The 25,942-nt window shown below is 39.7% G+C and carries 22 protein-coding genes, 1 tRNA gene and 3 pseudogenes; 10 read left to right on the top strand and 16 right to left on the bottom strand.

Annotation, left to right across the window (positions count from 1 at the left end; genetic code table 11):
• Window positions 1–15: 15 nt before the first annotated feature.
• The 4 genes from ALW18_07960 to ALW18_07975 all read right to left on the bottom strand — a co-directional run bounded on the left by ALW18_07960 (window position 16) and on the right by ALW18_07975 (window position 3,139).
• Window positions 16–603, bottom strand: coding sequence for an LOG family protein YvdD (locus ALW18_07960; GenBank protein ID AOE52447.1), 588 nt, complete (start codon window positions 601–603; stop codon window positions 16–18).
• A gap of 223 nt (window positions 604–826) precedes the next feature.
• A tRNA-Asp gene (locus ALW18_07965) sits at window positions 827–903 on the bottom strand.
• A gap of 122 nt (window positions 904–1,025) precedes the next feature.
• Window positions 1,026–1,952, bottom strand: coding sequence for a hypothetical protein (locus ALW18_07970; protein ID AOE52448.1), 927 nt, complete (start codon window positions 1,950–1,952; stop codon window positions 1,026–1,028).
• A gap of 125 nt (window positions 1,953–2,077) precedes the next feature.
• Complete coding sequence (locus ALW18_07975) at window positions 2,078–3,139, bottom strand: 1,2-oxophytodienoate reductase (GenBank protein AOE52449.1); 1,062 nt, start codon at window positions 3,137–3,139, stop codon at window positions 2,078–2,080.
• 132 nt (window positions 3,140–3,271) lie between these two features.
• Between ALW18_07975 and ALW18_07980 the strand changes: the two genes are divergently transcribed.
• Window positions 3,272–3,643 carry a hypothetical protein gene (locus ALW18_07980; GenBank protein AOE52450.1) on the top strand — a complete coding sequence of 124 codons (372 nt, stop codon included), beginning with the start codon at window positions 3,272–3,274 and terminating at the stop codon, window positions 3,641–3,643.
• Window positions 3,644–3,696: 53 nt separating this feature from the next.
• Here the strand turns inward: ALW18_07980 and ALW18_07985 are convergent, their stop codons facing one another.
• The 4 genes from ALW18_07985 to ALW18_08000 all read right to left on the bottom strand — a co-directional run bounded on the left by ALW18_07985 (window position 3,697) and on the right by ALW18_08000 (window position 10,019).
• On the bottom strand, window positions 3,697–4,017 hold the full coding sequence (locus ALW18_07985; GenBank protein ID AOE52451.1) for a thioredoxin: 321 nt from the start codon (window positions 4,015–4,017) through the stop codon (window positions 3,697–3,699).
• 116 nt (window positions 4,018–4,133) lie between these two features.
• A complete protein-coding gene (locus ALW18_07990; GenBank protein ID AOE52452.1) occupies window positions 4,134–8,639 on the bottom strand; it encodes a DNA polymerase III subunit alpha in 4,506 nt (1,501 codons plus the stop codon).
• 288 nt (window positions 8,640–8,927) lie between these two features.
• A complete protein-coding gene (locus ALW18_07995) occupies window positions 8,928–9,308 on the bottom strand; it encodes an RNA-binding protein (GenBank protein ID AOE52453.1) in 381 nt (126 codons plus the stop codon).
• A gap of 165 nt (window positions 9,309–9,473) precedes the next feature.
• Window positions 9,474–10,019: a hypothetical protein gene (locus ALW18_08000; GenBank protein AOE52454.1), complete on the bottom strand. Its 546-nt coding sequence runs from the start codon at window positions 10,017–10,019 to the stop codon at window positions 9,474–9,476.
• A 204-nt stretch (window positions 10,020–10,223) separates the two neighbouring features.
• Between ALW18_08000 and rpsP the strand changes: the two genes are divergently transcribed.
• From rpsP to ALW18_08015, 3 genes are all read left to right on the top strand, one after another.
• The gene (rpsP, locus tag ALW18_08005; protein AOE52455.1) at window positions 10,224–10,778 is read left to right on the top strand and encodes a 30S ribosomal protein S16; all 555 of its coding nucleotides are present in this window, start codon (window positions 10,224–10,226) and stop codon (window positions 10,776–10,778) included.
• A gap of 16 nt (window positions 10,779–10,794) precedes the next feature.
• Complete coding sequence (locus ALW18_08010; GenBank protein AOE52456.1) at window positions 10,795–11,325, top strand: ribosome maturation factor RimM; 531 nt, start codon at window positions 10,795–10,797, stop codon at window positions 11,323–11,325.
• 117 nt (window positions 11,326–11,442) lie between these two features.
• A complete protein-coding gene (locus ALW18_08015; GenBank protein AOE52457.1) occupies window positions 11,443–12,147 on the top strand; it encodes a tRNA (adenine-N6)-methyltransferase in 705 nt (234 codons plus the stop codon).
• On the opposite strand, the gene ALW18_08020 is transcribed toward ALW18_08015, so the two are convergent.
• Window positions 12,148–12,906, bottom strand: coding sequence for a hypothetical protein (locus ALW18_08020; protein ID AOE52458.1), 759 nt, complete (start codon window positions 12,904–12,906; stop codon window positions 12,148–12,150).
• A 195-nt stretch (window positions 12,907–13,101) separates the two neighbouring features.
• Here ALW18_08020 and ALW18_08025 point away from each other — a divergent pair, with 195 nt between their 5' ends.
• The 6 genes and pseudogenes from ALW18_08025 to ALW18_08050 all read left to right on the top strand — a co-directional run bounded on the left by ALW18_08025 (window position 13,102) and on the right by ALW18_08050 (window position 20,728).
• Window positions 13,102–14,280 (top strand): acyl-CoA dehydrogenase, encoded by a 1,179-nt coding sequence (locus ALW18_08025; protein AOE52459.1) that lies wholly within the window; start codon window positions 13,102–13,104, stop codon window positions 14,278–14,280.
• Between the two features lie 255 nt (window positions 14,281–14,535).
• Window positions 14,536–15,321, top strand: a complete 786-nt coding sequence (locus ALW18_08030) for a heme oxygenase (GenBank protein ID AOE52460.1) — start codon at window positions 14,536–14,538, stop codon at window positions 15,319–15,321.
• 159 nt (window positions 15,322–15,480) lie between these two features.
• Window positions 15,481–16,599: pseudogene (locus tag ALW18_08035) on the top strand (hypothetical protein).
• 1,455 nt (window positions 16,600–18,054) lie between these two features.
• Window positions 18,055–18,738: pseudogene (locus tag ALW18_08040) on the top strand (hypothetical protein).
• Complete coding sequence (locus tag ALW18_08045; GenBank protein ID AOE52461.1) at window positions 18,735–19,415, top strand: LytTR family transcriptional regulator; 681 nt, start codon at window positions 18,735–18,737, stop codon at window positions 19,413–19,415. Before ALW18_08040 ends, ALW18_08045 begins: the two are co-directional and overlap by 4 nt.
• 296 nt (window positions 19,416–19,711) lie before the next feature.
• Window positions 19,712–20,728: pseudogene (locus ALW18_08050) on the top strand (hypothetical protein).
• A gap of 381 nt (window positions 20,729–21,109) precedes the next feature.
• On the opposite strand, the gene ALW18_08055 reads toward ALW18_08050, so the two are convergent.
• The 7 genes from ALW18_08055 to ALW18_08085 form a co-directional block, all read right to left on the bottom strand.
• Window positions 21,110–21,433 carry a ferredoxin gene (locus ALW18_08055; GenBank protein AOE52462.1) on the bottom strand — a complete coding sequence of 108 codons (324 nt, stop codon included), beginning with the start codon at window positions 21,431–21,433 and terminating at the stop codon, window positions 21,110–21,112.
• A 101-nt stretch (window positions 21,434–21,534) separates the two neighbouring features.
• Window positions 21,535–22,587, bottom strand: a complete 1,053-nt coding sequence (locus ALW18_08060; protein ID AOE52463.1) for a ferredoxin-NADP reductase — start codon at window positions 22,585–22,587, stop codon at window positions 21,535–21,537.
• A gap of 104 nt (window positions 22,588–22,691) precedes the next feature.
• Window positions 22,692–22,931 (bottom strand): nitrogen fixation protein NifU, encoded by a 240-nt coding sequence (locus ALW18_08065; GenBank protein AOE52464.1) that lies wholly within the window; start codon window positions 22,929–22,931, stop codon window positions 22,692–22,694.
• Window positions 22,932–22,933: 2 nt separating this feature from the next.
• Complete coding sequence (locus ALW18_08070) at window positions 22,934–24,064, bottom strand: chromosome partitioning protein (GenBank protein ID AOE52465.1); 1,131 nt, start codon at window positions 24,062–24,064, stop codon at window positions 22,934–22,936.
• Between the two features lie 140 nt (window positions 24,065–24,204).
• The gene (locus ALW18_08075) at window positions 24,205–24,954 is read right to left on the bottom strand and encodes a hypothetical protein (GenBank protein AOE52466.1); all 750 of its coding nucleotides are present in this window, start codon (window positions 24,952–24,954) and stop codon (window positions 24,205–24,207) included.
• Complete coding sequence (locus tag ALW18_08080) at window positions 24,954–25,295, bottom strand: cysteine methyltransferase (GenBank protein ID AOE52467.1); 342 nt, start codon at window positions 25,293–25,295, stop codon at window positions 24,954–24,956. Before ALW18_08080 ends, ALW18_08075 begins: the two co-directional genes overlap by 1 nt.
• 10 nt (window positions 25,296–25,305) lie before the next feature.
• Window positions 25,306–25,941, bottom strand: coding sequence for a lysine transporter LysE (locus ALW18_08085; protein AOE52468.1), 636 nt, complete (start codon window positions 25,939–25,941; stop codon window positions 25,306–25,308).
• Between the last annotated feature and the right edge of the window lies 1 nt (window position 25,942).

The raw sequence follows: 25,942 nt of genomic DNA on the forward strand, positions 1-25,942 counted from the left end.
TACGGCTGTTTTTTTTTATGTAGTCTGCTTGGTAATCCACTTCCCAACCTCGGGAGCCTTATAGTTTTCCATAAGCAATAATAACTCGTCGATATCGCTGCTAACAATAAGCATATCGCGGTTTATTTCCTTCAGGAAACCATTGTCTACCATATTCTGTATAAAAGCTACCAGAGCGTCGTAAAATCCGTTTACGTTTAAAATAGCAATCGGTTTCCTGTGAAGCCCGAGTTGCGCCCAGGTAAGCATCTCAAAAAACTCTTCTAATGTACCAAAACCACCAGGTAAGGCGATTACACCATCGCATAAGTCATTCATCTTTGTCTTCCTCTCATGCATAGATTCTACAAGGATAAGTTGCGACAGCCCTGCATGTGCAATTTCTTTTTGCTGTAAAAAATGCGGCAATACCCCAATAACTTCTCCGTTGCCCTCTAACGCACCATTTGCAACAGCACCCATAAGGCCAACGTTGGCACCACCATACACCAGCCCAATGCCTTTTAAGGCTAAGGCCCTGCCTAATTGGTATGCTTTTTCTTCGAAGAGGGGATTTGTTCCGAAGCTGGAACCGCAAAACACAGTAACTCGTTTCATAATCATCATTTTTTCAATTTATAAATTTACTTCAATAATTCTTACCTGTATGTTATGTGTAGTAATAGAAAGTATAAAATCAAAAAAGCCCTCCAATTAAATGGAAAGCTTCTCATCGGTCTAACTACTAAACCTTGTTATGCCCGAAGCATAACGTAAACAACACAACTATCTTAAATATTTTAGGCGAAAAAAGCCCCGCAAATTGCGAGGCTGTTTTTTCCTTTACTGGCGGTCTGGACGGGACTCGAACCCGCGACCCCATGCGTGACAGGCATGTATTCTAACCAACTGAACTACCAAACCAGCGTTTCTAATGTCTCACATAATGTGTTATTGTGTGTGTCATTATTACGAGTGCAAATATACGGCAGTTTTCCATATCTGCAAGTGTTTCGCAAACTTTTTTTTAATTTTTTTTGGCGTTTTTAGCCAAACTTTTGTTTCTCAACAAGGTAAGTCGTCAAAATTTTTTCAAATTTTTCATCGACTGAAACCGGGACATACTTAATTCGGTACAGCATACAGGTCTCCTCTACTTTTTTAAAGTAGGCATCTACCAATTTTTCATACTCCGATTTTACATTTTCTGCAAAAAGGTTCACTTCTTCCCCCGATTCAAGGTCAATAAATTTCCTCGGAGCGTTATCAAAATCAAAATTAAACTCGGTTTTCTTGTCCATTACATGAAACAAAACCACTTTATGCTTATTATGTTTTAAATGTTGCAGTGCATTAAATAGTGCCTCGTCATTTCCGGGCTGAAACATATCGGTAAATAATATGATCATAGAACGGCGGTGCATTTTTTGTGCAATCTGGTGTAAAAAGGTTGTTGTATCGGTAGCCTTGCTTCTGCCCGGCGATTCCAAGACACCTTCAAGTTTATTCAACAGCATACGATGATGTCTTCCGCTGCCTTTTTCGGGCGCGTAGAACTCATAACTATCAGAATACACACTTAGCCCTACTGCATCGCGCTGGTGCTTTAGCAGCTCCATTAACACCGCCGATGCCAAAACCGAAAATCCTATCTTGTTTTCATAGAACTGCTGCCCCTGCTTAAGCTTAGGATAATGCATAGATGATGAATTATCTACTATTATATGACAGCGCAGGTTGGTTTCTTCCTCATAGCGCTTGGTATACAACCTGTCGGTACGGGCAAAAAGCTTCCAGTCGATATGCCTGGTGCTTTCTCCCGGATTATATACCTTATGCTCGGCAAACTCTGAAGAGAATCCGTGAAACGGACTCTTATGCATACCCGATATAAAACCTTCCACGATTTGGTTGGCTAATAATTCGAGATGCGAAAAACTGGATATTTTTTGTAACTGGCCTTCTAACTTCATAATTTCAAATGTAAGGAATTGACTCAAATTAAACTAATGGATTTGCAAGCCCAAATCGGTGTAAACAAAAAAGATCTGCATGGCTTTAACCACACAGATCTTTCTATAATCGATTTTAGTATCCTTTAGTATAACTGTTGAAGGCTTGCGGTATCAAACGCTTTCAATTCATCAAAACGCTGCAGTTTTACTTTCTGCACCCATTCCGGATCCTGAAGCAATGCACGCCCTATGGCAACCATATCAAAATCGCCACGCTCAAAACGGCGAAGCATATCGCTCATCTCGGCAGTTTCAGATCCTCCACCTTTTGTAAACAATTCCATTACATCACTGTTCAGGCCGACAGACCCTACGGTTATGGTAGGCTGGCCTGTAACTTTTTTAATCCATCCGGCAAGATTAAGGTCGCTGCCTTCAAATTCGTTTTCCCAATACCTTCTCTGTGATGCATGAAAAATATCAACACCCGCATCAACCAACGGTTTTAGCCATTCTTCCATTTCTGACGGATTATCAACAAGCTTTACAGCATAATCCTGTTGTTTCCATTGCGAAAGGCGGAAAATAATAACCATATCCGGCCCCACTGCCGCACGCATCGCTTTTACAACATCTACAGCAAAACGGCTTCTTTCTTTTAATGTTTTACCACCATACTCGTCTGTACGGTTATTGGTGGTCTCCCAGAAAAACTGATCGATAAGGTAACCGTGTGCTCCATGTATCTCAAAAGCATCAAATCCAAGATTCTTAGCATTAAGGGCAGCATCGGCAAAAGCTTTAATTGTAACTTCTATATCCTGAAGCGTCATTGTATCGGGGCTTTCAAATGGGGCAGGTGCTTCCCATCCCATTGGTGTATTACCAACATGCCATAACTGAGGCGCAATTTTACCATTGGCAGCGTGAACATCCTGCACTACCTTTTTCCATCCGTTAAGGGCAGCTTCTCCATGAAAGTCGGGGATATCCTTTTGATTTTTAGCTGATGGGCGATTAATAACTGTACCTTCTGTAATAATAAGGCCAACTTCCGCCGCTGCTCTACGTGCATAATAATCGGCAACAAGCTGGGTTGGTACGCCGTCGGTAGCAAAAGTACGTGTCATAGGAGCCATTACAAACCTGTTTCTCAGGGTTAGGCCTTTGTATTGAAAGGGAGCAAAAAGCGATTCGAAATTCATTGTATACATTATTTAATTAGAGACAGCAAAGTGCTATCTGTCTTATTTTATTTTAGCATTGCAAAGTAAAGCATAATAGTCTACATTTGTAACTATCAATAGTATATTGTGGTAACCTCCAAGTAACCTGACATGAAAAACGACGTTTTTAGATATAGCAATTGTCCGATGCACCGGTCTATGGCAATACTCGGCACCAAATGGAAACCGATAGTTATTTATGTTTTAAGGTCACGCACCGCCCGTTTCGGACAAATACATGCTGCCATAGGATCAATCTCTAAAAAAGTTCTTACTTCTACTTTAAAAGAGCTGGAAGCAGATGGTATCCTATTAAGGAAAGAATTTAAAGAACTTCCGCCAAGGGTAGAATACACACTGACCGAAAAAGGAAAAACGCTTTTACCAATAATTATAGAGCTTGCCAAATGGGATAATGAACATTATGAGCACAACAAACTGTCTCACCCAAAAGCAACAGAAGCTGCTGTTGCCGATTTATAATAAAAGAGCCCACTAATAATTAGTGGGCTCTTTTATGTTGAAAGGCTTTGTGCTTATGATAATAAAGCGTCAATAGCATCTGTGTATGTCTTTTTAGGAGCAACACCTACCTGACGGCCTACTACTTCTCCGTTTTGGAAAACCAATACCGTAGGGATGTTTCTAACACCATATTTAGCAGCAAATTCCTGGTTAGCATCTACATCTACTTTACCAACTACAGCTTTACCTTCGTACTCTGTGTTGATTTCATCGATGATTGGACCAACCATACGACATGGTCCGCACCATGCTGCCCAAAAGTCTACTAATACAGGTTTGTCTGATTTTAATACTACATCTTCAAATGTAGCATCGGTTATTGCTTGTGCCATTATATTTTTTCTTTAAAATTAGTTTTAGATAACAAATTTACGATTTAATATTAATTTTTCTGTTAAAGATATATTAGTTTTAGCTATACACAGATAGACGTAATTTATCCGGAATTTTAATTCAGTTTAAAGTTCAACTGAAGTTTTTCCAGCTCCTGTAGTAACTCATTGCTAATCTTGACCTTTAACCTGCGGCTTGGCATAACCAGTTTGGTTACCACCTGTATATCTTCAACGTCTGTCATTACAGGTTCTACAACTTCCTGATCAAACTCGTCTACTTCGTCAGTTGCTTCTTTTGGCGGCGCAGCCGAAGCAGCAACTTCAACCTGCCTGATAACTTTTTTAAGTTCCATTACCTCAAAAGTTACATTATTGTCTCCGGTATTGGCCCTGAATAATTCATTAAGTGTTGCTATAACCTGCTCCTGAAGCTCTGCTATATTAAACTGAATAATAAGTTTCTTAGCAAAGGTGGTTAATACATCCTGAAGATACTGTATCGCAATAAACTGCAGCCTCGGTTCTCCTTTTTTACCTTCGGCATTCGTCCACCCTTCCTTAACAAGCACACGCATATAGGTAAAGTTATTACCAATAAGGAAATGCCTGAACTTAAGGTATTCTTCGCCGTATATCCTAAATTCGTAACTCTCGTCATAACCTTCCAGCATAAACGATGCCCAGCCCTTGCCGTTTTTGGCAACCCTGTGCATAACGTTAGATATAATACCTCCAAAACTAAGCGTCTTGGTAACGTGCTGGTCCAGGTTTTTAAGTGCTTCCAGCCTGGCATTACAGAAGTATTTCATCTCGAACTTATAATCGTCAAGCGGATGCCCCGATATATAAATACCAACCACTTCTTTTTCTTTCGCCAGTTTTTCCATTGTACTCCATTCTTCGCATGGCGGCACTACAGGCTCCGGAATCTGAACCTCACTGGCTTCGCCGAATAAACTTACCTGCGAGGAGTTTTCGTTCTCCTGGAATTTATTACCATACCGCACGGCTTTCTCAAGGAAAGAAATATTCTCACTGGCATCCATGTGGAAATACTGCGCCCTGTGCGTTGCTGTAAAGCAATCGAAACCACCTGCGAGCGCAAGGTTTTCAAATGCTTTTTTATTAGCTGCACGAAGGTCTATACGTTTAGCAAGGTCAAATATCGATTTGTAAGTCGCGTCTTTTCTGTTCACTACAATGGTATCTACAGCACCTGCACCCACACCTTTAATAGCGCCCATACCAAAACGTACCGCACCCCTGTCGTTTACCGTAAATTTATAGAACGACTCGTTAACGTCCGGCCCAAGAACTTCAAGTCCCATACGTTTACATTCTTCCATGAAGAAGGTAACCTGCTTAATATCGTTCATGTTATTGGAAAGTACCGCCGCCATGTATTCTGCCGGATAATGTGCCTTAAGGTAAGCCGTTTGATAAGCCACCCATGCATAACACGTAGAGTGCGACTTGTTGAAGGCGTAACTTGCAAAGGCCTCCCAGTCTTTCCATATTTTTTCGAGTACTTTAGGGTCATGCCCTTTTTCAGCAGCCTGTTCTACGAACTTAGGCTTCATCTTATCCAGTACGTCTTTTTGTTTTTTACCCATCGCTTTACGCAAAACGTCGGCCTCACCTTTGGTAAAGCCAGCCAGCTTTTGCGACAGAAGCATTACCTGCTCCTGGTATACCGTAATACCATAGGTCTCCTTTAGGTATTCTTCGCAGGCATCAAGGTCATACTTAATCTCTTCCTCGCCATTTTTTCTTCGTACGAAACTCGGAATATACTCCAAAGGCCCCGGACGGTAAAGGGCATTCATGGCAATAAGGTCGGCAAATACAGTAGGCTTAAGATCCTTCATGTATTTCTGCATGCCGGGCGATTCGTACTGAAACACCCCTACCGTTTCACCACGCTGGAACAGCTCATACGTCTTAACATCATCAATAGGGAACGACTCAGGGTCGAGATCTATATTGTGCTTATATTTTACAAGCTTAACCGTATCTTTAATAAGGGTAAGGGTCTTCAGACCCAGGAAGTCCATCTTAAGCAATCCGGCACTTTCTACGACCGAGTTATCAAACTGGGTAACATAAAGGTCGGAGTCTTTTGCGACCGATACCGGAACGAAATTGGTAATATCATCAGGTGTAATAATTACACCACATGCGTGGATACCTGTATTACGTAACGACCCTTCCAGAACTTTTGCCTGCTGGATGGTTTCACCGGTAAGGTCGCCGCCATCGGCAAGGGCAATAAGCTCAACAACTTTTTCGTATTCCTCGGCGCGCAATGCAGCTTTAAGCGCATTGGCATCGAGGTTAAATATTTTAGCAAGCTTAAGGTTAGGAATAAGCTTAGCAATTTTATCAGCTTCAAACAATGGCAGGTCAAGCACCCTTGCTGTGTCACGAATAGACGATTTTGCCGCCATGGTACCATAGGTAATAATCTGCGCTACCTGGCTTGCGCCATATTTATTGATAACGTAGTCCATAACACGCCCACGCCCCTCGTCATCAAAGTCGATATCAATATCGGGCATTGATACACGGTCAGGATTAAGGAAACGCTCAAAAAGGAGGTCGTACTTAATAGGGTCAATATTGGTGATTCCTAAACAGTAGGCCACCGCAGATCCCGCAGCCGATCCCCTTCCCGGCCCTACCGAAACACCCATATTACGGGCTTCGGCGATAAAATCCTGTACAATAAGAAAGTATCCCGGGTAACCACTGTTCTCAATGGTCTTTAATTCAAAATCAAGACGCTCACGAATATCATCTGTAATTTCAGGGTAACGCCTTGCAGCACCTTTATAGGTAAGATCCCTCAGGAATTTGTTCTCACCACGTTTACCACCATCGGCTTCATCTTCAACAACAAGAAACTCTTCCGGAATATCAAATTTAGGAAGCAGTACATCCCTGTACAGGGAATAAATTTCAACTTTGTCAACTATCTCCTGAATGTTAGCAATAGCCTCGGGTATATCTTTAAAAAGATCCTTCATCTCATCGCCCGACTTGAAATAGTATTCGTTATTTGGAAGCCCGTAACGGAAACCACGGCCACGGCCAATTGGCGTTGCCTGTTTTTCACCGTCTTTTACACACAGTAAAATATCGTGTGCATGCGAGTTCTCCTTATCTACATAATAGGTATTATTAGTAGCTATAAGCTTAACATTATTTTTACGGGCCAGCGATATAAGCGTTTGGTTAACACGGTTTTCATCTTCCTGCCCGTGGCGCATTAATTCTATATAGAAATCATCGCCAAACATGTTTTTCCACCATAACAATGCTTCTTCAGCCTGGTTTTCACCAATATTCAGGATTTTATTAGGCACCTCGCCATATAAGTTACCCGACAGTACCATGATATCTTCCTTGTACTGCTCTATAACTTTTTTGTCGATCCTCGGTACATAATAAAATCCGGCAGTATAGGCTATAGACGACATTTTAGCCAGATTATGATAGCCTTTTTTATTCTTGGCCATCAATACTATCTGGTAACCGTTGTCTTTACGGGTTTTGTCCTTGTGGTCTTCGCACACAAAAAATTCAACCCCAACTATAGGCTTCATAACAACCTCTGTAGGTTGTTCACCATTTTCTACAGCAGCTTTATTCTTTGCTTCGGCAGCCTTATTGTGGTTTAAAACATTACTAACAAAATGAAACGCCCCCATCATATTACCGTGATCGGTCATGGCTACAGCTGGCATTTTATATCTGGCAGCAGCTTTTACCAATTCGGGCACCGAAATGGTAGATTGTAATACCGAAAACTGTGTATGGTTGTGCAGGTGTACAAAATCTACATCGGCAATATTAAGCGAAACACCCGGCGACTGTGGCTGCTGTACCGCCTGTGCAGATTGCAGTTTCTCAAGGCGTTTTCTAACTTCCTCTGATGCCTGCTTAAGATTTATGTGTTTTAAACCAATAAGCTGAATAGGTTCAGGGTTGGCTAAAGCAAAATCCTGAAAATAGGCTGATGGCACATCAAGCTCCTGAGGTGTAAACACCTGCTTTTTTATCAGCTCCAGGAAACAGCGTGTTGTAGCCTCAACGTCGGCAGTTGCATTGTGGGCTTCGCCGAATGGCACTCCAAATAAATACTGGTGCAGCTCGGTTAGCGTTGGAAGTTTAAATCGACCACCACGACCACCCGGCAGCTTAAGTAAATCGGCAGTAACCTCGGTACAGGTATCCAGTATTTTCATAGACGCCATAGGGCTGTCTACACCCATGCGGTAAAACTCAGACCCCATGATGTTAACGTCGAAACCTACGTTCTGCCCAACTATAAATTTAGATTTAGAAAGTGCTATATTAAACTTCTCTAATACCTCGGCAAGATCTACACCCTGCTCTATGGCAAGATCTGTAGAAATACCATGAATACGCTCGGCATCATACGGAATATTAAAGCCATCGGGCCTTACCATATAATCCTGGTGCTCTACCAATCTACCCATCTCGTCATGCAGCTGCCATGCTATCTGTATACAGCGCGGCCAGTTATCAGTGTCGGTAATTGGGGCATCCCAGCGTTTGGGTAATCCGGTTGTTTCAGTGTCAAATATCAGGTACATACCAACTTAAGGATTTTATTGTGGAAGTTTTATTGTAAAGCATATACTTAGCAGCATACACCCCAAAAATACGATTTTTTAAAAAATAAGGAAGCATTAAGTTATGAACAAACGCCGACATAGAAACACAGGACTTTTCTTTCATTATATCAGTAAAGCTTATTTTTTTTTTAAAAGGCAGAAAACCGATTTATTTTACTTTAGGAGTAGGCATAAAAAAATCCCGACTCAAAAGAGCCGGGATAAAATATATATATCGTATTTGGAATATCTATTTTTAGTTACTTACTAGTAACGTCCTCCACGGTTGTAATCTCCACCACCACGGTTGTTGTCTCTGTTAAAGCCACCACCACCGCTACGGTTGTTGTCTCTGTTGAAACCACCACCTGTACGGTTATTGTTGAAGCTTCTTCTTTCACCTTCCGGTTTCGGCTCAGACTTATTTACAACAATAGTTCTGCCTGCTACAGTAGCACCGTTAAGTTCATCGATAGCTTTTTGAGCCTCATCGTCGTTTGACATCTCTACGAAGCCAAAACCTTTACTTCTACCTGTAAATTTATCAGTAATAATTTTCACTGATTCTACAGCGCCATAAGCCTCAAAAGACTCTCTTAAATCTGCCTCCTCTAAACTGAACGGAAGGCTACCTACGAATATGTTCATAAAAAAAAAATTTGTTCGGTGTTTATACTTCTTACAAATGTAACCTTATTTAGTTATAAAACAACTTATTATTTTTTTTTAATACAAATTTAAGACTTAGCCTTGGTTATGTACTAAAAAAGCCACCTAAAGGGTGGCTTATCTATTATATTATAATATGTTACATTATTGTTGCACTGTAAGAGGCACTTTATAAAATACCGCTCTCTGATAGTTTACAATTTCACCAAGGCTGTTTACAGCGTTGAAGTAAAATGACCCCGAAATATATCCGTTTCCATCTGTAGCAGCAAGATTATTATCACCCGGCATACCCATTGTAATTTGTCCGTTACCTAACTGCGCGCCTGTCTGGTAAAGCTCAGTTATACCGTCAACATCCAGCGAATATGTTGCTTTATTAAGCTCATCGTTCCCTAAAATATGTACAGACGCCACAGGAATACCATCCTGAGGTTTATCTGCCGGAGTACCCGGAACAGGGTTAGCTATTCTAAGTGTTATTGTTTCGAAGCCGTTTGTAGCTGTAATACTTACCGAATTACCCGATTTAGCCGCCGAAAATTCTGTCGCTTTCCACAGCTCATCATCTTTAAAGCCCTGCACTGCCGGGTTGTTGAACTTTACATCTTCTTCACATGAGGCAAATGCAACCAGCAATACTAAAAGTGATAAAATTTTTTTCATTATTAAATAGTTAGAAAGGGTCATTCAAATTTTACAACGACAAAAATAGTTTTTTATAGAATATATCCTAATCAAAATAGAATAAATCACAATAAAAATTAAAAAACAGGATTAAATTAAGGCTACTAAATCATAAAAAAACAGTTTACACATTATAGTATAGTAAAGTTTTATATATTTGCACCCTAATTTTAACGAGGTCGGGAACCTCACATTAATCACAAGATTATGCCTGTAAAAATCAGATTACAAAGACACGGTAAAAAAGGAAAACCTTTTTACTGGGTAGTAGCAGCGGACAGCCGCTCTAAAAGAGATGGTAAATTCCTTGAAAAACTAGGAACTTACAATCCAAACACTAACCCTGCAACGATTGACCTTAATCTTGACAGCGCTGTACAATGGCTTCACAACGGAGCTCAGCCCACAGATACTGCAAGAGCAATCCTTTCTTATAAAGGTGCTTTACTTAAACACCACCTTGATGGAGGTGTTCGTAAAGGTGCACTTTCTCAGGAGCAGGCTGATGCTAAATTAGCACAGTGGCTAGATGAGAAAGCTGGAAAAGTTGACGCTAAAAAACAAGGACTTTCTCAAGCTGAAGCTGATGCTAAAGCTAAAGCATTTGCTGCTGAACAGAAAGTTAACGCAGATCGTATTGCTGCTGCTAAACAAGCTGAAGCTGACGCTATCGCTGCTGCAACGCCAGCAGAAGAGGCTCCGGCTGAAGAAGTTGCTGAAACAGAAACTACGGAAGAAAACAACGAAGAAACTCAAGCTTAATTATAGTTAGCGATATATGCGTAAAGAAGATTGTTTCTATTTAGGTAAGATCGCTAAAAAATTTAGCTACAAAGGTGAAGTCCTTATCTGGTTAGATACGGACGAACCCGAGTTGTATGAAGACATGGAATCGGTGTTTGTTGAACAAAACAAACACCTGGTTCCATTTTTTATTGTTAGCTCCTCACTACACAAAGGCGATTTCCTAAGAACCCGCTTTGAAGATATAGACAGTGAAGAAGATGCCGATAAAATTATGGGTTCTGCAGTTTACCTACCCCTTACTGCATTACCAAAACTGGAAGGAGATAAATTTTATTTCCATGAAGTTATTGGCTTTGATGCCGAAGACGAACGCTTAGGTAACATTGGCAAGATCGTATCTATAAACGACAGCTCTGCACAACCACTTTTTGAAATACTTAAAGGAGAAGTAGAAATACTTATCCCGATGATAGACGACTTTATCGTTAAGATAGACCGCGAAAACAAAAAAGTTGTACTTAACACTCCGGAAGGATTAGTAGACCTATACCTTAATAGTTAATATTTAGGTTACCGGTTCATAGTTGTAAGTTGCTGGACATAGTATTGTATCTAGTATTGAAGTCTGTCATCTATCCTCCCCTGTGTATTATCTCAATTCTAACATCTCATTTAAAAAATGTTCCAATTCAAGCAATTTACAATCCAGCAGGATAAATGTGCAATGAAAGTAGGCACCGATGGTGTATTGCTTGGCGCATGGGCTCCTATAGACCATACTCCTTACAGCATACTGGATATTGGCGCAGGCACCGGGGTAATAGCACTTATGCTTGCCCAACGCAGCTATGCCGAACAAATTGATGGTATTGAGATTGATGAAGATGCTTACGAACAGGCAGTAGATAATTTTGAGAATTCACCGTGGGCTGACCGTCTGTTTTGCTACCACGCAGGACTGGACGAATTTATGGATGAGCCGGAAGATGAATACGACCTTATAGTAGCCAACCCTCCTTTTTATACCGATGGGTATTTTTCTGATGACGAACAACGCAACAAAGCTCGCTTTACAGAATCGCTCCCCTTTGAAGACCTTGCAGAAGCATCAGGGCTATTACTTTCTGAAAATGGCGTACTGGCAGTTATCATTCCGTTTAAGGAAGAAGAAAAATTTATAGAACTCGCTAAGGAAGAAGAACTATATCCTTTTAAAATAACCCGTGTAAAAGGAACTCCCACTACCGAAGTTAAACGCAGCCTTATGGCGTTTAGCAGGGATAAAAAGGCAATAGCAATCGATGAGCTTACCATAGAAATTGAACGCCACAATTATACCGATGCCTATATTTCCCTTACCAAAGATTTTTACCTGAAAATGTAATTACTTACGCACCACTTTTAACCCAAAGTTTGGCGCTACAAGTATACTTTTCGAAGGCTCCTTTTTAAAGCTATATTTAAAATCAGCCTTTATAGACTTATTGCAGTTTTTCCAAAAACCACTGTCTTTTCTTCCATATACTTCTGCCCAACCGCAATAATTTTCTTTAGTTGTAGGATGAAAATCAATCCTGGTTAAATCTTTAAATTTAATCCCTTTTTTCGCATTACCACTATCATCAAAATACCCCACAAGTTCAAGACTCACAAAAAGTCCGTTTTGAGGCATTATTATTACATATTCGGATAAATCAACTTCAACCACACCTTTTTGTCCCGGATCAATATTTACTGTAATTTCTTTTGTCTTAATCTCGTTACCCGGAATATAAGACGGATATGAAATAGTATCATTATCAACATAGATATCCTGCATATACCCTTTCTTTTCATAAAAACGCACGTGCAGTTTTGTATTGTATTTAGCGCGATCTACTTTAAAAAGAAACGCTTTCAGAGCGGCACCCTCCCCTATAGTATTCTCAAAATAATATGCCTCTTTGCCCAACCCCTGCCTTTTCCTTGATTTATCATTAAATTCTCCCAGTAAAATTTCACCCGGAGAATTTACCACAACCTCATTAAGTGAATAGGTAGTCATTTTTTCGCTGTTAGCGATTTCGGCTGCAGCCAAAACATTGCCCTGGGCATACAGACCCAGACTAAAAAAAATAGCGGAAATAAGTAGCGCTTGTTTCATAATGTAATTGGATTTGGTTGAGACATATAAAACTACAAATTACATTCACATAATGTACATAAATTTTTACACCTCATTTTAACCAAGTTTCAAACCAACGCAAGCTATAACGATATAGCTTTAAAAATTACAACATTTTTTTATTGAATTGTTAGAATACTTAGTTACTTTTGTTCCCGTTAAAACATCAAGCAAATGAGACCCGATCTTTTCCAGGCACCCGATTATTACCTGTTAGACGAACTTTTATCTGACGAACATAAAATGGTGCGCGACGCTGCCCGCGAATGGGTTAAGCGTGAAGTATCTCCTATTATAGAAGACTATGCCCAAAAAGCAGAATTCCCTAAACAAATTATAAAAGGCTTAGCAGACATTGGTGCTTTTGGCCCTTATATACCCGAAGAATATGGCGGCGCAGGCCTTGACCAGATTTCGTACGGACTAATAATGCAGGAAATTGAGCGCGGCGACAGTGGTGTTCGTTCTACTGCATCGGTGCAATCATCTCTTGTTATGTACCCAATCTGGAAATACGGTAACGAAGAGCAACGAATGAAATACCTTCCTAAACTTGCTTCAGGCGAGTTCATGGGGTGTTTTGGCCTTACCGAACCTGATTACGGATCTAACCCCGGCGGTATGATTACCAACTTTAAAGACATGGGCGACCATTATCTTTTAAACGGTGCAAAAATGTGGATATCTAACGCTCCGTTTGCCGACATTGCAGTAGTATGGGCTAAAGATGAAGCAGGCCGTATTCACGGACTTATTGTGGAACGCGGTATGGAAGGATTTACAACTCCGGAAACACATAATAAATGGTCGCTTAGGGCTTCGGCAACAGGTGAGCTTATTTTTGACAATGTAAAGGTACCTAAAGAAAACCTGCTGCCTAACAAATCGGGACTGGGCGCGCCACTTGGCTGCCTTGATTCTGCACGTTACGGTATCGCATGGGGCGCTATAGGTGCTGCTATGGACTGTTACGATACTGCGCTTCGTTACGCTCAGGAACGCGTTCAGTTTGACAAGCCCATTGCCGCAACGCAGCTTCAGCAGAAAAAACTTGCCGAAATGATTACCGAAATCACTAAAGCACAACTACTTACATGGAGGCTGGGTGTACTCCGTAACGAAGGCAAAGCTACAACAGCACAGATATCTATGGCAAAACGCAACAACGTAGATATGGCTATAAACATAGCACGAGAGGCCCGCCAGATATTAGGTGGTATGGGTATTACCGGCGAATATTCTATCATGCGCCATATGATGAACTTAGAAAGTGTTATTACCTATGAAGGTACACACGACATACACCTTCTTATTACAGGTATGGATATTACAGGCCACGCCGCGTTTAAATAAAATACAACCTAACCTATTTTCTATACCACACCGCAATTTATCCTGCGGTGTTTTTTTTGCAATAAAGTTGTTAACAGAAAACCTTTTCGGTACACAAAACGTATATTTTAAAAACGGCAATCCTCAATAATCCAGCTTAGATTGCGTTAGTATTATGTTAGGCAAATAATCGGGCATTATCTTTGTATTGATAAAATTGATATAAATAATCGGACATTTCGCCGAAGCTTTTTTAATTTTGTAAAAAATATCGCTATGAACACCGCTACTATTAACAGTAGTATCAATCCCCAAAAGGAGCTGCTGTTACAACACTCACTTTACGGCAAAGTAAGAACAATTGAAGATCTTAGACATTTTCTTGAAGGGCATGTATATGCCGTTTGGGATTTTATGTCTTTACTTAAAGCGTTGCAGTCTAAACTTACCTGTACTTCTACACCGTGGCTGCCCGTTGGCAATCCCGAGATACGCTATCTTATAAACGAGATAGTGCTTGCCGAAGAGACAGACATTAATGCCGACGGAAAAAGGCAGAGCCATTATGAAATGTATGTAGATGCTATGGATGCCTGCGGGGCAGACACAGCCACTATTGCTGCTTTTCTTGACGATGTAGAAACAACCCAGAATATTTTTGTTTCTATTAAACAAAGCGGACTTAATGATAACATTAAAGCTTTTCTCGATTTTACATTCAGGGTTATAGAACAGGGCAAACCGCACGAAATTGCCGCCGCATTTACGTTTGGGCGCGAAGACCTTATACCATCTATGTTTACAGAGATACTAAGAAATTTTCAGAATAATTTTCCCGAAACAAACTTGGATAAGCTTATTTACTATTTTGAAAGGCATATTGAGCTGGACGCTGATGAGCATGGCCCTATGGCAATGCAGATGATAGCCGAGCTTTGTGGTAGCGATGCCCAGAAATGGAAAGAAGTGGAAGATATATCTATACTTGCACTAGAAAAGAGGATAGGCCTCTGGAATGGTATAGAAGAAAATATGATGCAGCACGATATGGCATCTATATAATAAAAACCGGCTTAGGCCGGTTTTCTTTTTCTTACAAAATATCTCAAACTTTAACAGTCCTGTATTTTTTATTTGATGTTTTTTAGCTTGTTTTGTAGCTATTTAGCTAATCAATGTGAAATTTGATAATTTCATATAAACCATTTAAAAAAACCACGAATGAAAAAAATTACTTTTAAGGTTTCATTTCTTGTTTTTGCCGGTATGTTTGTCTTTACTGCTAGCGCACAGCAAAAACAAAACGGAACCAAAAAATTCGGGAAACCTTTTACAGCAGTTTCAAATTATTGTGCAACCCAGGAGTACGAAGAACAACTACGTTTAAAAGACACTAAAAGAGCTTCAGCACAAGAATTTGAACAATGGCTTGCGCCAAAAATTACAGAAGCAAAAGCAAAAAGACTTCAAAAAGATGGACAAGGGACTAATGAGGTTGTTACCATCCCCGTTGTTTTCCACGTCATTCACAATGATAAAGCCATTGGTGTAGATGAAAATCTATCAGAAGAACAATTGTTATCTCAAATACGTGTTCTTAATGACGATTTTAGAAGAGCCGCAGATACTCCCGGATTTAATGACCATGCAGATGGAGGCGATATGGAAATTGAATTTGGTCTTGCCAAACGTACTCCTAACGGCCTACCTTCTACAGGTATTGTGCGTTATAATATTGGAGATGATAACGGATGGCTTCAGGAAGAAGTTGAACTCATAAAAACACAAACACAATGGGACCCTTCTAAATATCTTAATATCTGGATATTTGACGAAATAAATATCGCTGGTGGTTACCTTGCAGGGTACGCACAATTTCCTACAGAATCCGGACTTGACGGACTTGAAGGCCAAACAGAGACAGCTAATACAGATGGTGTTGCCCTGGGCGCAAAATATGTAGGATCTCAAGTATATTATCCGGAAGGTATTTATGACGAAGCAAGGAATATGGGACGCACTGCAAGCCATGAAATTGGTCACTTTTTTGGTTTAAGACACATATGGGGCGATACGAATAACTGCACAGGTTCAGATTATTGTGATGATACTCCGTTTGCATTTACTGCAACACAAGGATGCCCTGAAGGACCTGTAGACACATGCCCTACTCAACCGGGTAACGACATGATACAAAACTACATGGATTACACTAACGACTCGTGCCTTAATATCTTTACTAAAAATCAGAAAGACAGGATGCAGGCCGTTTTAAATGCATCTCCACGAAGAAAGTCATTAACTACATCGGATAGCTTTGTACCGGGTACAGCCAGTCTTGATAATGATGGAGCAATTTATCTGCTACCTTTCGCTACAAACTGTGGAAATACTTTCTCACCGGTAATTTCGGTTGCTAACACAGGTTCAAACGAAATAACATCTGCTATTATTAGCTACCAGGTAGATAATAATCCTGCTGTAACATACAATTGGACAGGCTCGCTTAACACTGCAACTGATGCCAGGATAGAATTGCCACAATTATCAGTATTTGCCGAAGGCGAACATACTTTCTCTGCAACTTTGGTTTCAGTTAACGGCAACATGGCCTTGGTGAATAATAACACCAGAACCAATGAATTTTATTACGAGCCTATAGATGAAAATTCTATATATGATACAGAAACGATTAAAATTACCGTTCAGCCTGACTTAAAAGGGTCTGAAATACAATGGTTCTTTATGGATAGCAATCAGGAGATCCTTGCTTACGGATTTGGATATCCGGACTCTGAAGACGGAGAACTTCCTGCTGCCGATGTACAGACGATAACTGTAGACAACAATGCCTGTTATGCCTTTGTTATTATTGATATGGCTGAAAACGGAATTTGCTGTACAAATGGCAACGGTTTCTTTAGAGTAGAAACAAGTGATGGAACTGTTATAACAGAAGGTAGCGACTATGGTTTTTATTCTGAGGCATTAATTGGTATCAATGTTGTCTTGGGCAATAAAAACTTTGAAAAAGGCAATGGCATCGTATTATACCCTAACCCGGCAAATAACATCTTAAATATTGCAACTGCCAACTCAGCGGATATGCCCGAAAACTATACAGTATATAATAGTCTTGGACAAGTGATGGGCAGCGGCACAGTAACATCTGAACTTCAAGCATTGGATATTGCGAAATATGCACAGGGCGTTTACTTTGTTAAGCTTACTAAAGGCAGCGAAACTAAGACGCTTCAGTTTATTAAAAACTAAAATTATACATTGATACTTAAGCCCCATAGTTAATATATGGGGCTTTTTATTTGTAGAATCTTTTAACAACAAATTATCGCGAGATATTAAGCAATCTGATTTACCGCTAAAAAAATAGGGTTTACCGCAATTATTCTACAGAACAGGGTTTTCTGAGTAGTTTTGGTGATTATGCAAACACCTAACAAAAAAGTTCCTTTTTACCTTCTTCATATTTTAGGAAGCGTTCTTTTTATAAGTATACCTATATTTTCATCGCCCGATTTTGGGAGATCTTCTCATTTGTTTGATATTGCTCCTTTTCAAAGAAATTTCCTTAATTACATTTTGTTACTGGTGTTTTTCTACGCCAACTATTCCTATTTTTTGCCAAGGTTTTATTTTAAGGAAAAAAAGATTGTATTTATCGTCTGTATTGCCTTTAGCTACGCAATCATAACTTTTGCACCCGCGTTGCTTATTCATGATGGCCTCTCATCTCGCCAGCCTTTGCTTCCGCCTCCCGGCACACCTGTACATACTGTAATACCGATGCTGCAAAACGGATCGATATTCAATTTCCTTTTGGTATTTACACTTGGCTTTCTGCTAAAAATAAACAAGCGTTTGGAATACATTCAAAATGAAAAATTAAAATCAGAAGTATCCTATTTAAGAGCGCAGATAAAACCTCATTTTTTGTTTAACACACTTAACAGCATTTATGCCTTAACGCTTGAAAAATCAGATTCTGCTCCCGAAGCCGTTCTTAAACTTTCGTCAATGATGCGTTATGTAGTTACCGAAAGCAGCCGTAAAAGTGTATCGCTTGACAAGGAAATAGAATACATAAAAAATTATATAAGCCTGCAGCAGTTAAGAATGGATGATAGTTTGCCATTGTCTTTTAAAATTACCGGAAGCGCTATTGGTAAAAGCATTTCCCCGCTTGTACTCATACCCTTTATAGAAAATGCTTTTAAATATGGCATAAATGCAGAGGAAGATTCTGCTATAGCAATAAACATAGATATAAATGATAACGGCATCGATCTCACTATAAAAAACAATAAGGTAAACATACAGATTACTGAAGATGAAAAAACCGCCAACGGTATAGAAAACACCCGCCAACGGTTAGCATACCTTTACCCGAATAAACATAAATTGCTTATCTTTGATAAAGAAACTACATTTACAGTTAATTTATCTATAAATCTGTCATGATAAAAGCAATTGCTATAGACGATGAACCCCTGGCGTTAAAAATTATTGAACATTTTTGCAAGCAGGTAGATTTTATCGAGCTTGAAAAAACTTTTACAAAAACCGATGAAGCACTTAAGCATATAAAAAAATTCCCTGTAGACCTTCTTTTTCTTGATATACAGATGCCCGGTAAAAACGGCATCGATTTTTACCGACAATTAAATAACGAGGTTATGGTTATATTCACTACAGCGTATAGCGAATATGCGGTGGAAGGATTTAACATCAATGCATTAGATTATTTATTGAAACCTTTTTCTCAGGAAAGATTTATGCAGGCTGCCGAAAAAGCAAAGAAAGAAGTTAACGGCAGAAAAAACACTATAGAGCACAATCATTTACTTATAAGGGCAGATTATAAACTTCACAGAATAGAATTTGAGGATATAATGCTTATTGAAGGGTTAGATGACTATATACGGATACATTTGAAAACCAAATCTGTTATTACGGCCAGGCTTTCAATGAAAGGCATCCTCGAAAAACTGCCACCGGCACTCTTTATACGAGTTCACCGATCGTACATTATACCTATTAAAAAAGTAAAAACTCTTTACAATAAGACGATTCAGATTGAAGATTTTGTAATACCAATCGGAGACACGTATAAAGACGAAGTAAACAAACATCTTTAAACACACTGTTAGCAGGCTACAAATTATTTGTTTCAATTAATTTTCCATCTTACGTTATTAAAGAAATTCTTAATATAACCATGTTTTACAGAATAAAAAATGGATTAGATTAACAAAACTTTAATATTTAACAGTAAATACTTTTACATTACGCTGAATTTAAATAAATTGCGCAAAAATTTACCTTTGAAATGAGAAAAACTATTACTCCAAAAAGCATGCTGCTTACTATGTTCCTGGCTGCATCTTTCTTATCTAATGCTCAGGAACAGCCAAAAGCATTTGGAAAATACCCAATAACTCCCGGTCCTGATGGATTTGTTCGTTGTGCAACTGTTGAAAATGAACTCCACCTTAGAGACAAGTTTGCTAAAAGAGCCAGTGAGTTAGAATTTGAAAAATGGATTGATACAAAAATCGAAGAAGCAAAAGCGGAAAGGTTGGCTAACCCAAAATCCGGCAATGCTGTAAAAATGATTCCTGTTGTTGTTCACGTAATACATAATGGCGATGCATTAGGATCAAACGAAAATATTTCGTTAGCACGTGTGCAAACTCAGATTGAGGTTCTTAACGAAGACTATTCACAGGCAGCAGGAACAAACGCTGAAAACCTTTATGAAATACAGGCAGCTGTAAATACAGGAGTACAGTTTTGCCTTGCAAAAATAAGGCCCGATGGCTCAACATTTGACGGTGTAGACAGAGTATATGTGAATGTTCCCCAATATACAACTATGCAACAAGTTGATCAGATGAAAAGTGAAACACAGTGGGATCCTAACAAATATCTTAATATCTGGACTGTTAACTGGAATTTAGAAGATGTACCCGGATTACTAGGATATGCACAGTTTCCAACAAATTCAACTTTACAAGGCCTTACTGGACAAGCAAATGACGAGACTACTGATGGGGTAGCCGTTGACTGGAAAAGTTTTGGCTCGAGAGATAAGATGTCAAATCCTAACTCACAAAATTTTAACCCTACATATAGATATGGACGAACTACAACACACGAAGTAGGACACTTTTTAGGATTAAGGCATATTTGGGGCGATGAGATACAGTGTGCGGGTAACGACTATTGTAATGACACACCTGTACAAAGCAACAAAAGTTCAGGATGTCCTGATATCACAACTGATACATGTCCGCAAGCGGGTCAGGATATGTGGCAAAACTTCATGGATTATACTGATGATCTTTGCATGAGTGTATTTACAAAAGACCAAAGAACGAGGATGGAAACAGTTCTTGCAAACTCTCCAAGAAGAAAATCGCTACTTACATCTACAGTGTGCGGAACTTTGGGAACTCCTGATTTTAAATCATTACAAGGAGTATTTGTATCTCCAAACCCTGCACAGGACGTAATTAATATTACAACAGAAACTGAAACACCGGACAGCTATACTATCTTTAACAACTTAGGACAAGTAATAACTACCGTTTCAAACGTATCTGACGCTAATTTAAGCATCAATATCTCTAGTTATGCTAATGGTATCTATTTCCTTAAAATAGATAAAGGAAGCGAAACTAAAACAATCAAATTCATCAAAAACTAATTTGATATAAGAATATGAAAAGGCATCCCAATGGATGCCTTTTTTGATATGCCGCCTATATTAAATCCTAATAACAGGAAAGCCCCGCAAGTGCAGGGCTTTCCTGTTATACATTATATCCTATTATTCTGGAGCAAGTTCAAGTTCGAGGCCTTCCAGTTCGGGCGTAATAGCCAGCTGGCAGCCAAGCCTGCTGTTTGGCTTTACATTGAAAGCTTCACTAAGCATAGCATCTTCATCAGGCCCCATTTCAGGAAGTTCAACATCGTTAAGAATGTAGCATTGGCACGATGCACACATTGCCATACCGCCACAGACGCCTATGGTACCATCTGGAGCAAGCTCGTAAGCCCTGCAAAGCTCCATTATGTTCATAGACATATCTGTAGGTGCCTGCACTTCGTGAGTTACCCCTTCACGATCGGTTATTTTTATTGTAACGTCCATTTTCTTTGTTTTGTTCCACGTTTAAAACTTAAGGTTTAAGGTTGCTTATCACTCTATAAATCATACGAGGGCAACATAAACTTTAAACATTAAACAGATCACTACTCTATCGCTTTAACAACCTGTTTTTCGGCTTCCTTACGGGTACCGTCAAAACCGTCTACACCACTTACGGTAGTATATTTAAGCACATATTTTTTACCCGGATTAAGCTTATTGAAAACACTTTGGCACATTAACGTAGCCTCGTGGAATCCGCACAGGATAAGTTTTAATTTTCCTGGGTAAGTATTAATATCGCCAATAGCGTAAATACCTTCTATATTGGTCTGGTAATCCAGCGCATTGTTAACTTTAATAGCGTTCTTTTCTATTTCAAGTCCCCAATCGGCAATAGCACCCAATTTAGGCGTAAGGCCAAATAACGGAATAAAATAGTCTGTCTCGATTTTCTGGTGTGCACCGTCAATCTCCACATCCAGCGCTTCTACCCTTTCGGCACCGTGAATACCGGTAACCTCTGCAGGTGTAACTAAGTGAATTTTACCCGCTTTTTTAAGTTCCTGTACTTTTTCTACAGAATCCAGCGCACCTCTAAATTCATTCCTGCGGTGAATAAGCGTAACATGAGAAGCCACATCGGCAAGGAAAATACTCCAGTCCAGTGCCGAGTCGCCCCCGCCTGCAATGACTATTTTCTTATCGCGGAAAAGTTCCGGATCTTTTACAAAGTACTCTACACCCTTATCTTCATAAAACGCAATATCTTCTATGATAGGCTTACGGGGCTCGAAACTACCAAGTCCGCCCGCAATAGCAATAGCTTTAGCGTGGTGCTCTGTACCTTTATTTGTTGTTACGATAAAAGTACCGTCTTCCAGTTTTTGTATCGTTTCTGCCTTTTCGTTAAGGGTAAAGCCCGGCTGAAACTGTTTTATCTGTTCCATCAGGTTTGTTACCAGGTCACCCGCAAGTACCGATGGGTATCCCGGGATATCGAAAATAGGCTTTTTAGGATATAATTCTGTAAGCTGTCCGCCCGGTTGCGGAAGTCCATCTATAATGTGACATTTTAATTTTAGGAGTCCGGCTTCAAAAACGGCAAAAAGGCCTGTAGGGCCTGCGCCAATAATTAGTATATCGGTTGTAATCATTGTGAAGTAATAAGATAAACAGTTTTAAAGCACAAATGTCTTTAAAACTGTTTTTAATATTTATGATAATTATCAGCTAATACCTTAGCTGTATGCCAGCAGGTTTAAGCAACGTTTACAACCGTTTCTATCTGTGGCACATATTTTTTTATTGTGGTTTCTACACCGGCTTTAAGCGTCATCTGGTTAACACTACAGCCTACGCATGCACCTTCAAGGCGCACTTTTACGTGCTTATCGTCTTCTATACCAATAAGTGTAATATTACCACCATCTGACTCTAGGAACGGGCGGATTTCATCCAATGCCTTTTCCACACTAAGTGTAATTTCTTCTGTAGTCATTATTATTTCTTTTTAACAGCCGAACATCCGGCCATTGTAGTTATTTTAATCGCCTCTGTAGGCGGAAGGCTGTCGTTTCTGTTTACAGTTTCCTGAACCACATTACGCGCCAGTTCTTCAAAAGCACCCTCTAGCGGGGTTGCGGTTTGAAGGGCAGCAGGGCGGCCATAGTCACCCGCTTCACGTATACTTTGTACAATCGGAATTTCACCTAAGAAAGGTACATCAAGATCTTCGGCAAGGTTACGTGCACCTTCTTTACCAAAGATGTAATATTTATTATCCGGCAATTCGTCTGGAGTAAAGTAAGCCATGTTTTCTATGATACCCAGTACAGGAACATTGATGGTCTCCTGCTGGAACATTGCAACACCTTTTTTGGCATCGGCAAGTGCAACAGCCTGCGGCGTGCTCACTACAACCGCGCCCGTAATAGGTAGCGACTGCATAATAGAAAGGTGAATATCTCCCGTTCCCGGAGGAAGGTCGATAAGCATAAAATCAAGATCGCCCCAATCGGCATCAAATATCATTTGGTTTAAGGCTTTAGAAGCCATTGGCCCACGCCATATAACTGCCTGCTCAGGGCTTGTAAAAAATCCTATTGAAAGTATCTGTACGCCGTAGCTTTCAATCGGTTTCATTTTAGACTTTCCGTCTACCTGAATTGATATTGGGCGTTCGCGCTCAACATCAAACATCATAGGCATAGACGGTCCGTATATATCGGCATCAAGTACACCTACCTTAAAGCCCATTTTGGCTAAAGTAACAGCAAGGTTTGCCGTTACGGTAGATTTACCTACACCACCTTTACCCGACGATACAGCAATAATATTGCTGATGCCCGGTATGGCTTTACCTTTAATCTCAGGTTTTTCAGGCGTTTCAACTTTTACGTTTACCTTAACCTTAGCATCGGCATATATTTTTTCCTGGATTGTTTTTATAATATCGGCTTCTGCCCTTTTTCTGATGTGCATTGCAGGAGTACTCATTGTAAGTTCTACCACAACCTCATCGCCAAACGTTAGCACGTTTGTAACAGCTCCGCTTTCTACCATGTTTTGCCCTTCTCCGGCAAGTGTTATAGTTTCAAGCGCGCTTAGTATCTCTTTTCTATCTAACTTCATGATTTATATTAATCTAACAGTCGCTTATTCAGACTGATTTCAAATTACAAAGATAGTATGAAAAGTTTATATGGTAAAGTTTTATGGACGCATACTTTGCGCCAAAACAGGTATAAAATTATTTAGACAGAAAAAGAATACTATTTAAGATGTATTTTTTTATACAAATAATTATAATTGGTTTTATTTACCGTGTCGCTCTGCATTTTATCAAATTCGTCTCCTGGTAAAACTTTTAATAAAATGGTGTTATTATCCTTCCATCGTATCTCGCAGGGAATATAATCGTACGTTTCTCTGTGCAGCGTTATCAGTCCGTTTTCTGTCAAATCATAAATTTCAATATCTGCGCTTAGTAAGTATTTGCGCTCGTTATACGGATTGATGTAATAACAGATCATTTTTCTTGCATCGGGCGAAAAATCAGGCAATCCGTTAATAGTGTCTGTTTTAGTCGTTGTATTATCAATCAGAAAATAATCATCCCCTTCATAATACTGGGCATGTAATAAATGCCTATTTATTTTTTTACTATAACCAAGATCGGTGTAAATCAGCTCATCTTCGTCATAATATCCCTTTTGCATAGCCGGATTGATATTTTTAAAAGTAAGCTTTTGCTTTTGAGTATTAATTACGACAAAGGGTTTTTGCAGGGTATCGCCACCCGGATTGTCTTTTTTAAATCCTTCTAATAACGCAACAGGTGTTCCGCCTCCGAACTCTTCTACGCTGCTCTCTTCAACCTTTACAGCAAAAGCAGGACTAACAGAATCTTTAGGTGTAGCCTCCGGCTGAGTATTTTGTGCTGCGGGAACATCTTTTTTACAACTTACAAGCAACGTAAAAAACAAAACGAGTGTTAGTAGCTTTTTCATAAACTTATGCATTAGGATGTAGCATCCAGTTCCTTCGCCGGATCCCAAAAGTACTTTTCAAATTTTACGATCTTGTTCTCCTTCACCTTTACGCCTTCGCTTTCTAACAGCTGCTGCATAAGGTTAGTCCCTTCAAAATGATGCTTGCCCGATAATAAACCCACACGGTTTACCACGCGGTGCGCAGGAACATCTTCCCTACCGCCACAGGCATTCATAGCCCAGCCCACCATTCGTGCCGAACGTGCCGCTCCCAGAAATTTTGCTATAGCGCCATAAGACGTAACTCTTCCGTAAGGAATAAGCCTTGCTACATTGTACACCTTTTCAAAAAAATTATCTTTGTCAGGCATGGCACGAAAATTACTGGTTACGGAGAATCTTTATAAGTGTTATTATAGAAATAAGCCCGGTTACAGAACCTAGAAGATAGTTGATGTTTCGCATGAAGAAATCGGCCCTGTGCTGAATCTTTTTAAAGAATACTATATACAGGTAAAACACACCAAACGAACCCAATACTACCCCCATTACAAAAAGGAACACAAATAGTGGCGTGAACGAAAAGTATCCGTTTGCCCCCAATGAAACGCTTACAAATACATAATACGGAATCGGGAAAAAGTTTAACGCCGATAGTAATGCTCCCAGAAAATAGTTACCGGTAAAACTTTTTTGCTTTATGATATCTTTTTCTGCTTTGGGTTTCTTTTTCTTGGCTATAAATAAAAAGAAGATGGTTAGCAATGAAAAAATCACCAGCCCCGTTTCCTGTAAAAGGGAGATAACGTCGGGCCTGCTATTTATGAATTTAGCAAATGATACTGCAATATAGGTCTGAAAAAACACTATAGTTGTAGCGCCAAGTGAAAAAACCACAGCCCTTCTCCTGCCTTCTTTTATAGCTATTTTTGCAGCTGTCATGTTTATGAGCCCCGGCAGCATTATACCGGCAGCAGAAATAACTATACCTAAAAGCAGAGGAAGGATTATATCCATA

Source organism: Flavobacterium psychrophilum (genome assembly GCA_001708385.1).
Lineage (GTDB): Bacteria > Bacteroidota > Bacteroidia > Flavobacteriales > Flavobacteriaceae > Flavobacterium > Flavobacterium psychrophilum_A.

Excerpts from the sequence above, each read along its gene's own strand:
- ALW18_07960 (AOE52447.1), bottom strand. The coding sequence starts at position 603 with ATGATTATGAAACGAGTTACTGTGTTTTGCGGTTCCAGCTTCGGAACA.
- ALW18_07970 (AOE52448.1), bottom strand. The coding sequence starts at position 1,952 with ATGAAGTTAGAAGGCCAGTTACAAAAAATATCCAGTTTTTCGCATCTC.
- ALW18_07975 (AOE52449.1), bottom strand. The coding sequence starts at position 3,139 with ATGAATTTCGAATCGCTTTTTGCTCCCTTTCAATACAAAGGCCTAACC.
- ALW18_07980 (AOE52450.1), top strand. The coding sequence starts at position 3,272 with ATGAAAAACGACGTTTTTAGATATAGCAATTGTCCGATGCACCGGTCT.
- ALW18_07985 (AOE52451.1), bottom strand. The coding sequence starts at position 4,017 with ATGGCACAAGCAATAACCGATGCTACATTTGAAGATGTAGTATTAAAA.
- ALW18_07990 (AOE52452.1), bottom strand. The coding sequence starts at position 8,639 with ATGTACCTGATATTTGACACTGAAACAACCGGATTACCCAAACGCTGG.
- ALW18_07995 (AOE52453.1), bottom strand. The coding sequence starts at position 9,308 with ATGAACATATTCGTAGGTAGCCTTCCGTTCAGTTTAGAGGAGGCAGAT.
- ALW18_08000 (AOE52454.1), bottom strand. The coding sequence starts at position 10,019 with ATGACCCTTTCTAACTATTTAATAATGAAAAAAATTTTATCACTTTTA.
- rpsP (AOE52455.1), top strand. The coding sequence starts at position 10,224 with ATGCCTGTAAAAATCAGATTACAAAGACACGGTAAAAAAGGAAAACCT.
- ALW18_08010 (AOE52456.1), top strand. The coding sequence starts at position 10,795 with ATGCGTAAAGAAGATTGTTTCTATTTAGGTAAGATCGCTAAAAAATTT.
- ALW18_08015 (AOE52457.1), top strand. The coding sequence starts at position 11,443 with ATGTTCCAATTCAAGCAATTTACAATCCAGCAGGATAAATGTGCAATG.
- ALW18_08020 (AOE52458.1), bottom strand. The coding sequence starts at position 12,906 with ATGAAACAAGCGCTACTTATTTCCGCTATTTTTTTTAGTCTGGGTCTG.
- ALW18_08025 (AOE52459.1), top strand. The coding sequence starts at position 13,102 with ATGAGACCCGATCTTTTCCAGGCACCCGATTATTACCTGTTAGACGAA.
- ALW18_08030 (AOE52460.1), top strand. The coding sequence starts at position 14,536 with ATGAACACCGCTACTATTAACAGTAGTATCAATCCCCAAAAGGAGCTG.
- ALW18_08045 (AOE52461.1), top strand. The coding sequence starts at position 18,735 with ATGATAAAAGCAATTGCTATAGACGATGAACCCCTGGCGTTAAAAATT.
- ALW18_08055 (AOE52462.1), bottom strand. The coding sequence starts at position 21,433 with ATGGACGTTACAATAAAAATAACCGATCGTGAAGGGGTAACTCACGAA.
- ALW18_08060 (AOE52463.1), bottom strand. The coding sequence starts at position 22,587 with ATGATTACAACCGATATACTAATTATTGGCGCAGGCCCTACAGGCCTT.
- ALW18_08065 (AOE52464.1), bottom strand. The coding sequence starts at position 22,931 with ATGACTACAGAAGAAATTACACTTAGTGTGGAAAAGGCATTGGATGAA.
- ALW18_08070 (AOE52465.1), bottom strand. The coding sequence starts at position 24,064 with ATGAAGTTAGATAGAAAAGAGATACTAAGCGCGCTTGAAACTATAACA.
- ALW18_08075 (AOE52466.1), bottom strand. The coding sequence starts at position 24,954 with ATGCATAAGTTTATGAAAAAGCTACTAACACTCGTTTTGTTTTTTACG.
- ALW18_08080 (AOE52467.1), bottom strand. The coding sequence starts at position 25,295 with ATGCCTGACAAAGATAATTTTTTTGAAAAGGTGTACAATGTAGCAAGG.
- ALW18_08085 (AOE52468.1), bottom strand. The coding sequence starts at position 25,941 with ATGGATATAATCCTTCCTCTGCTTTTAGGTATAGTTATTTCTGCTGCC.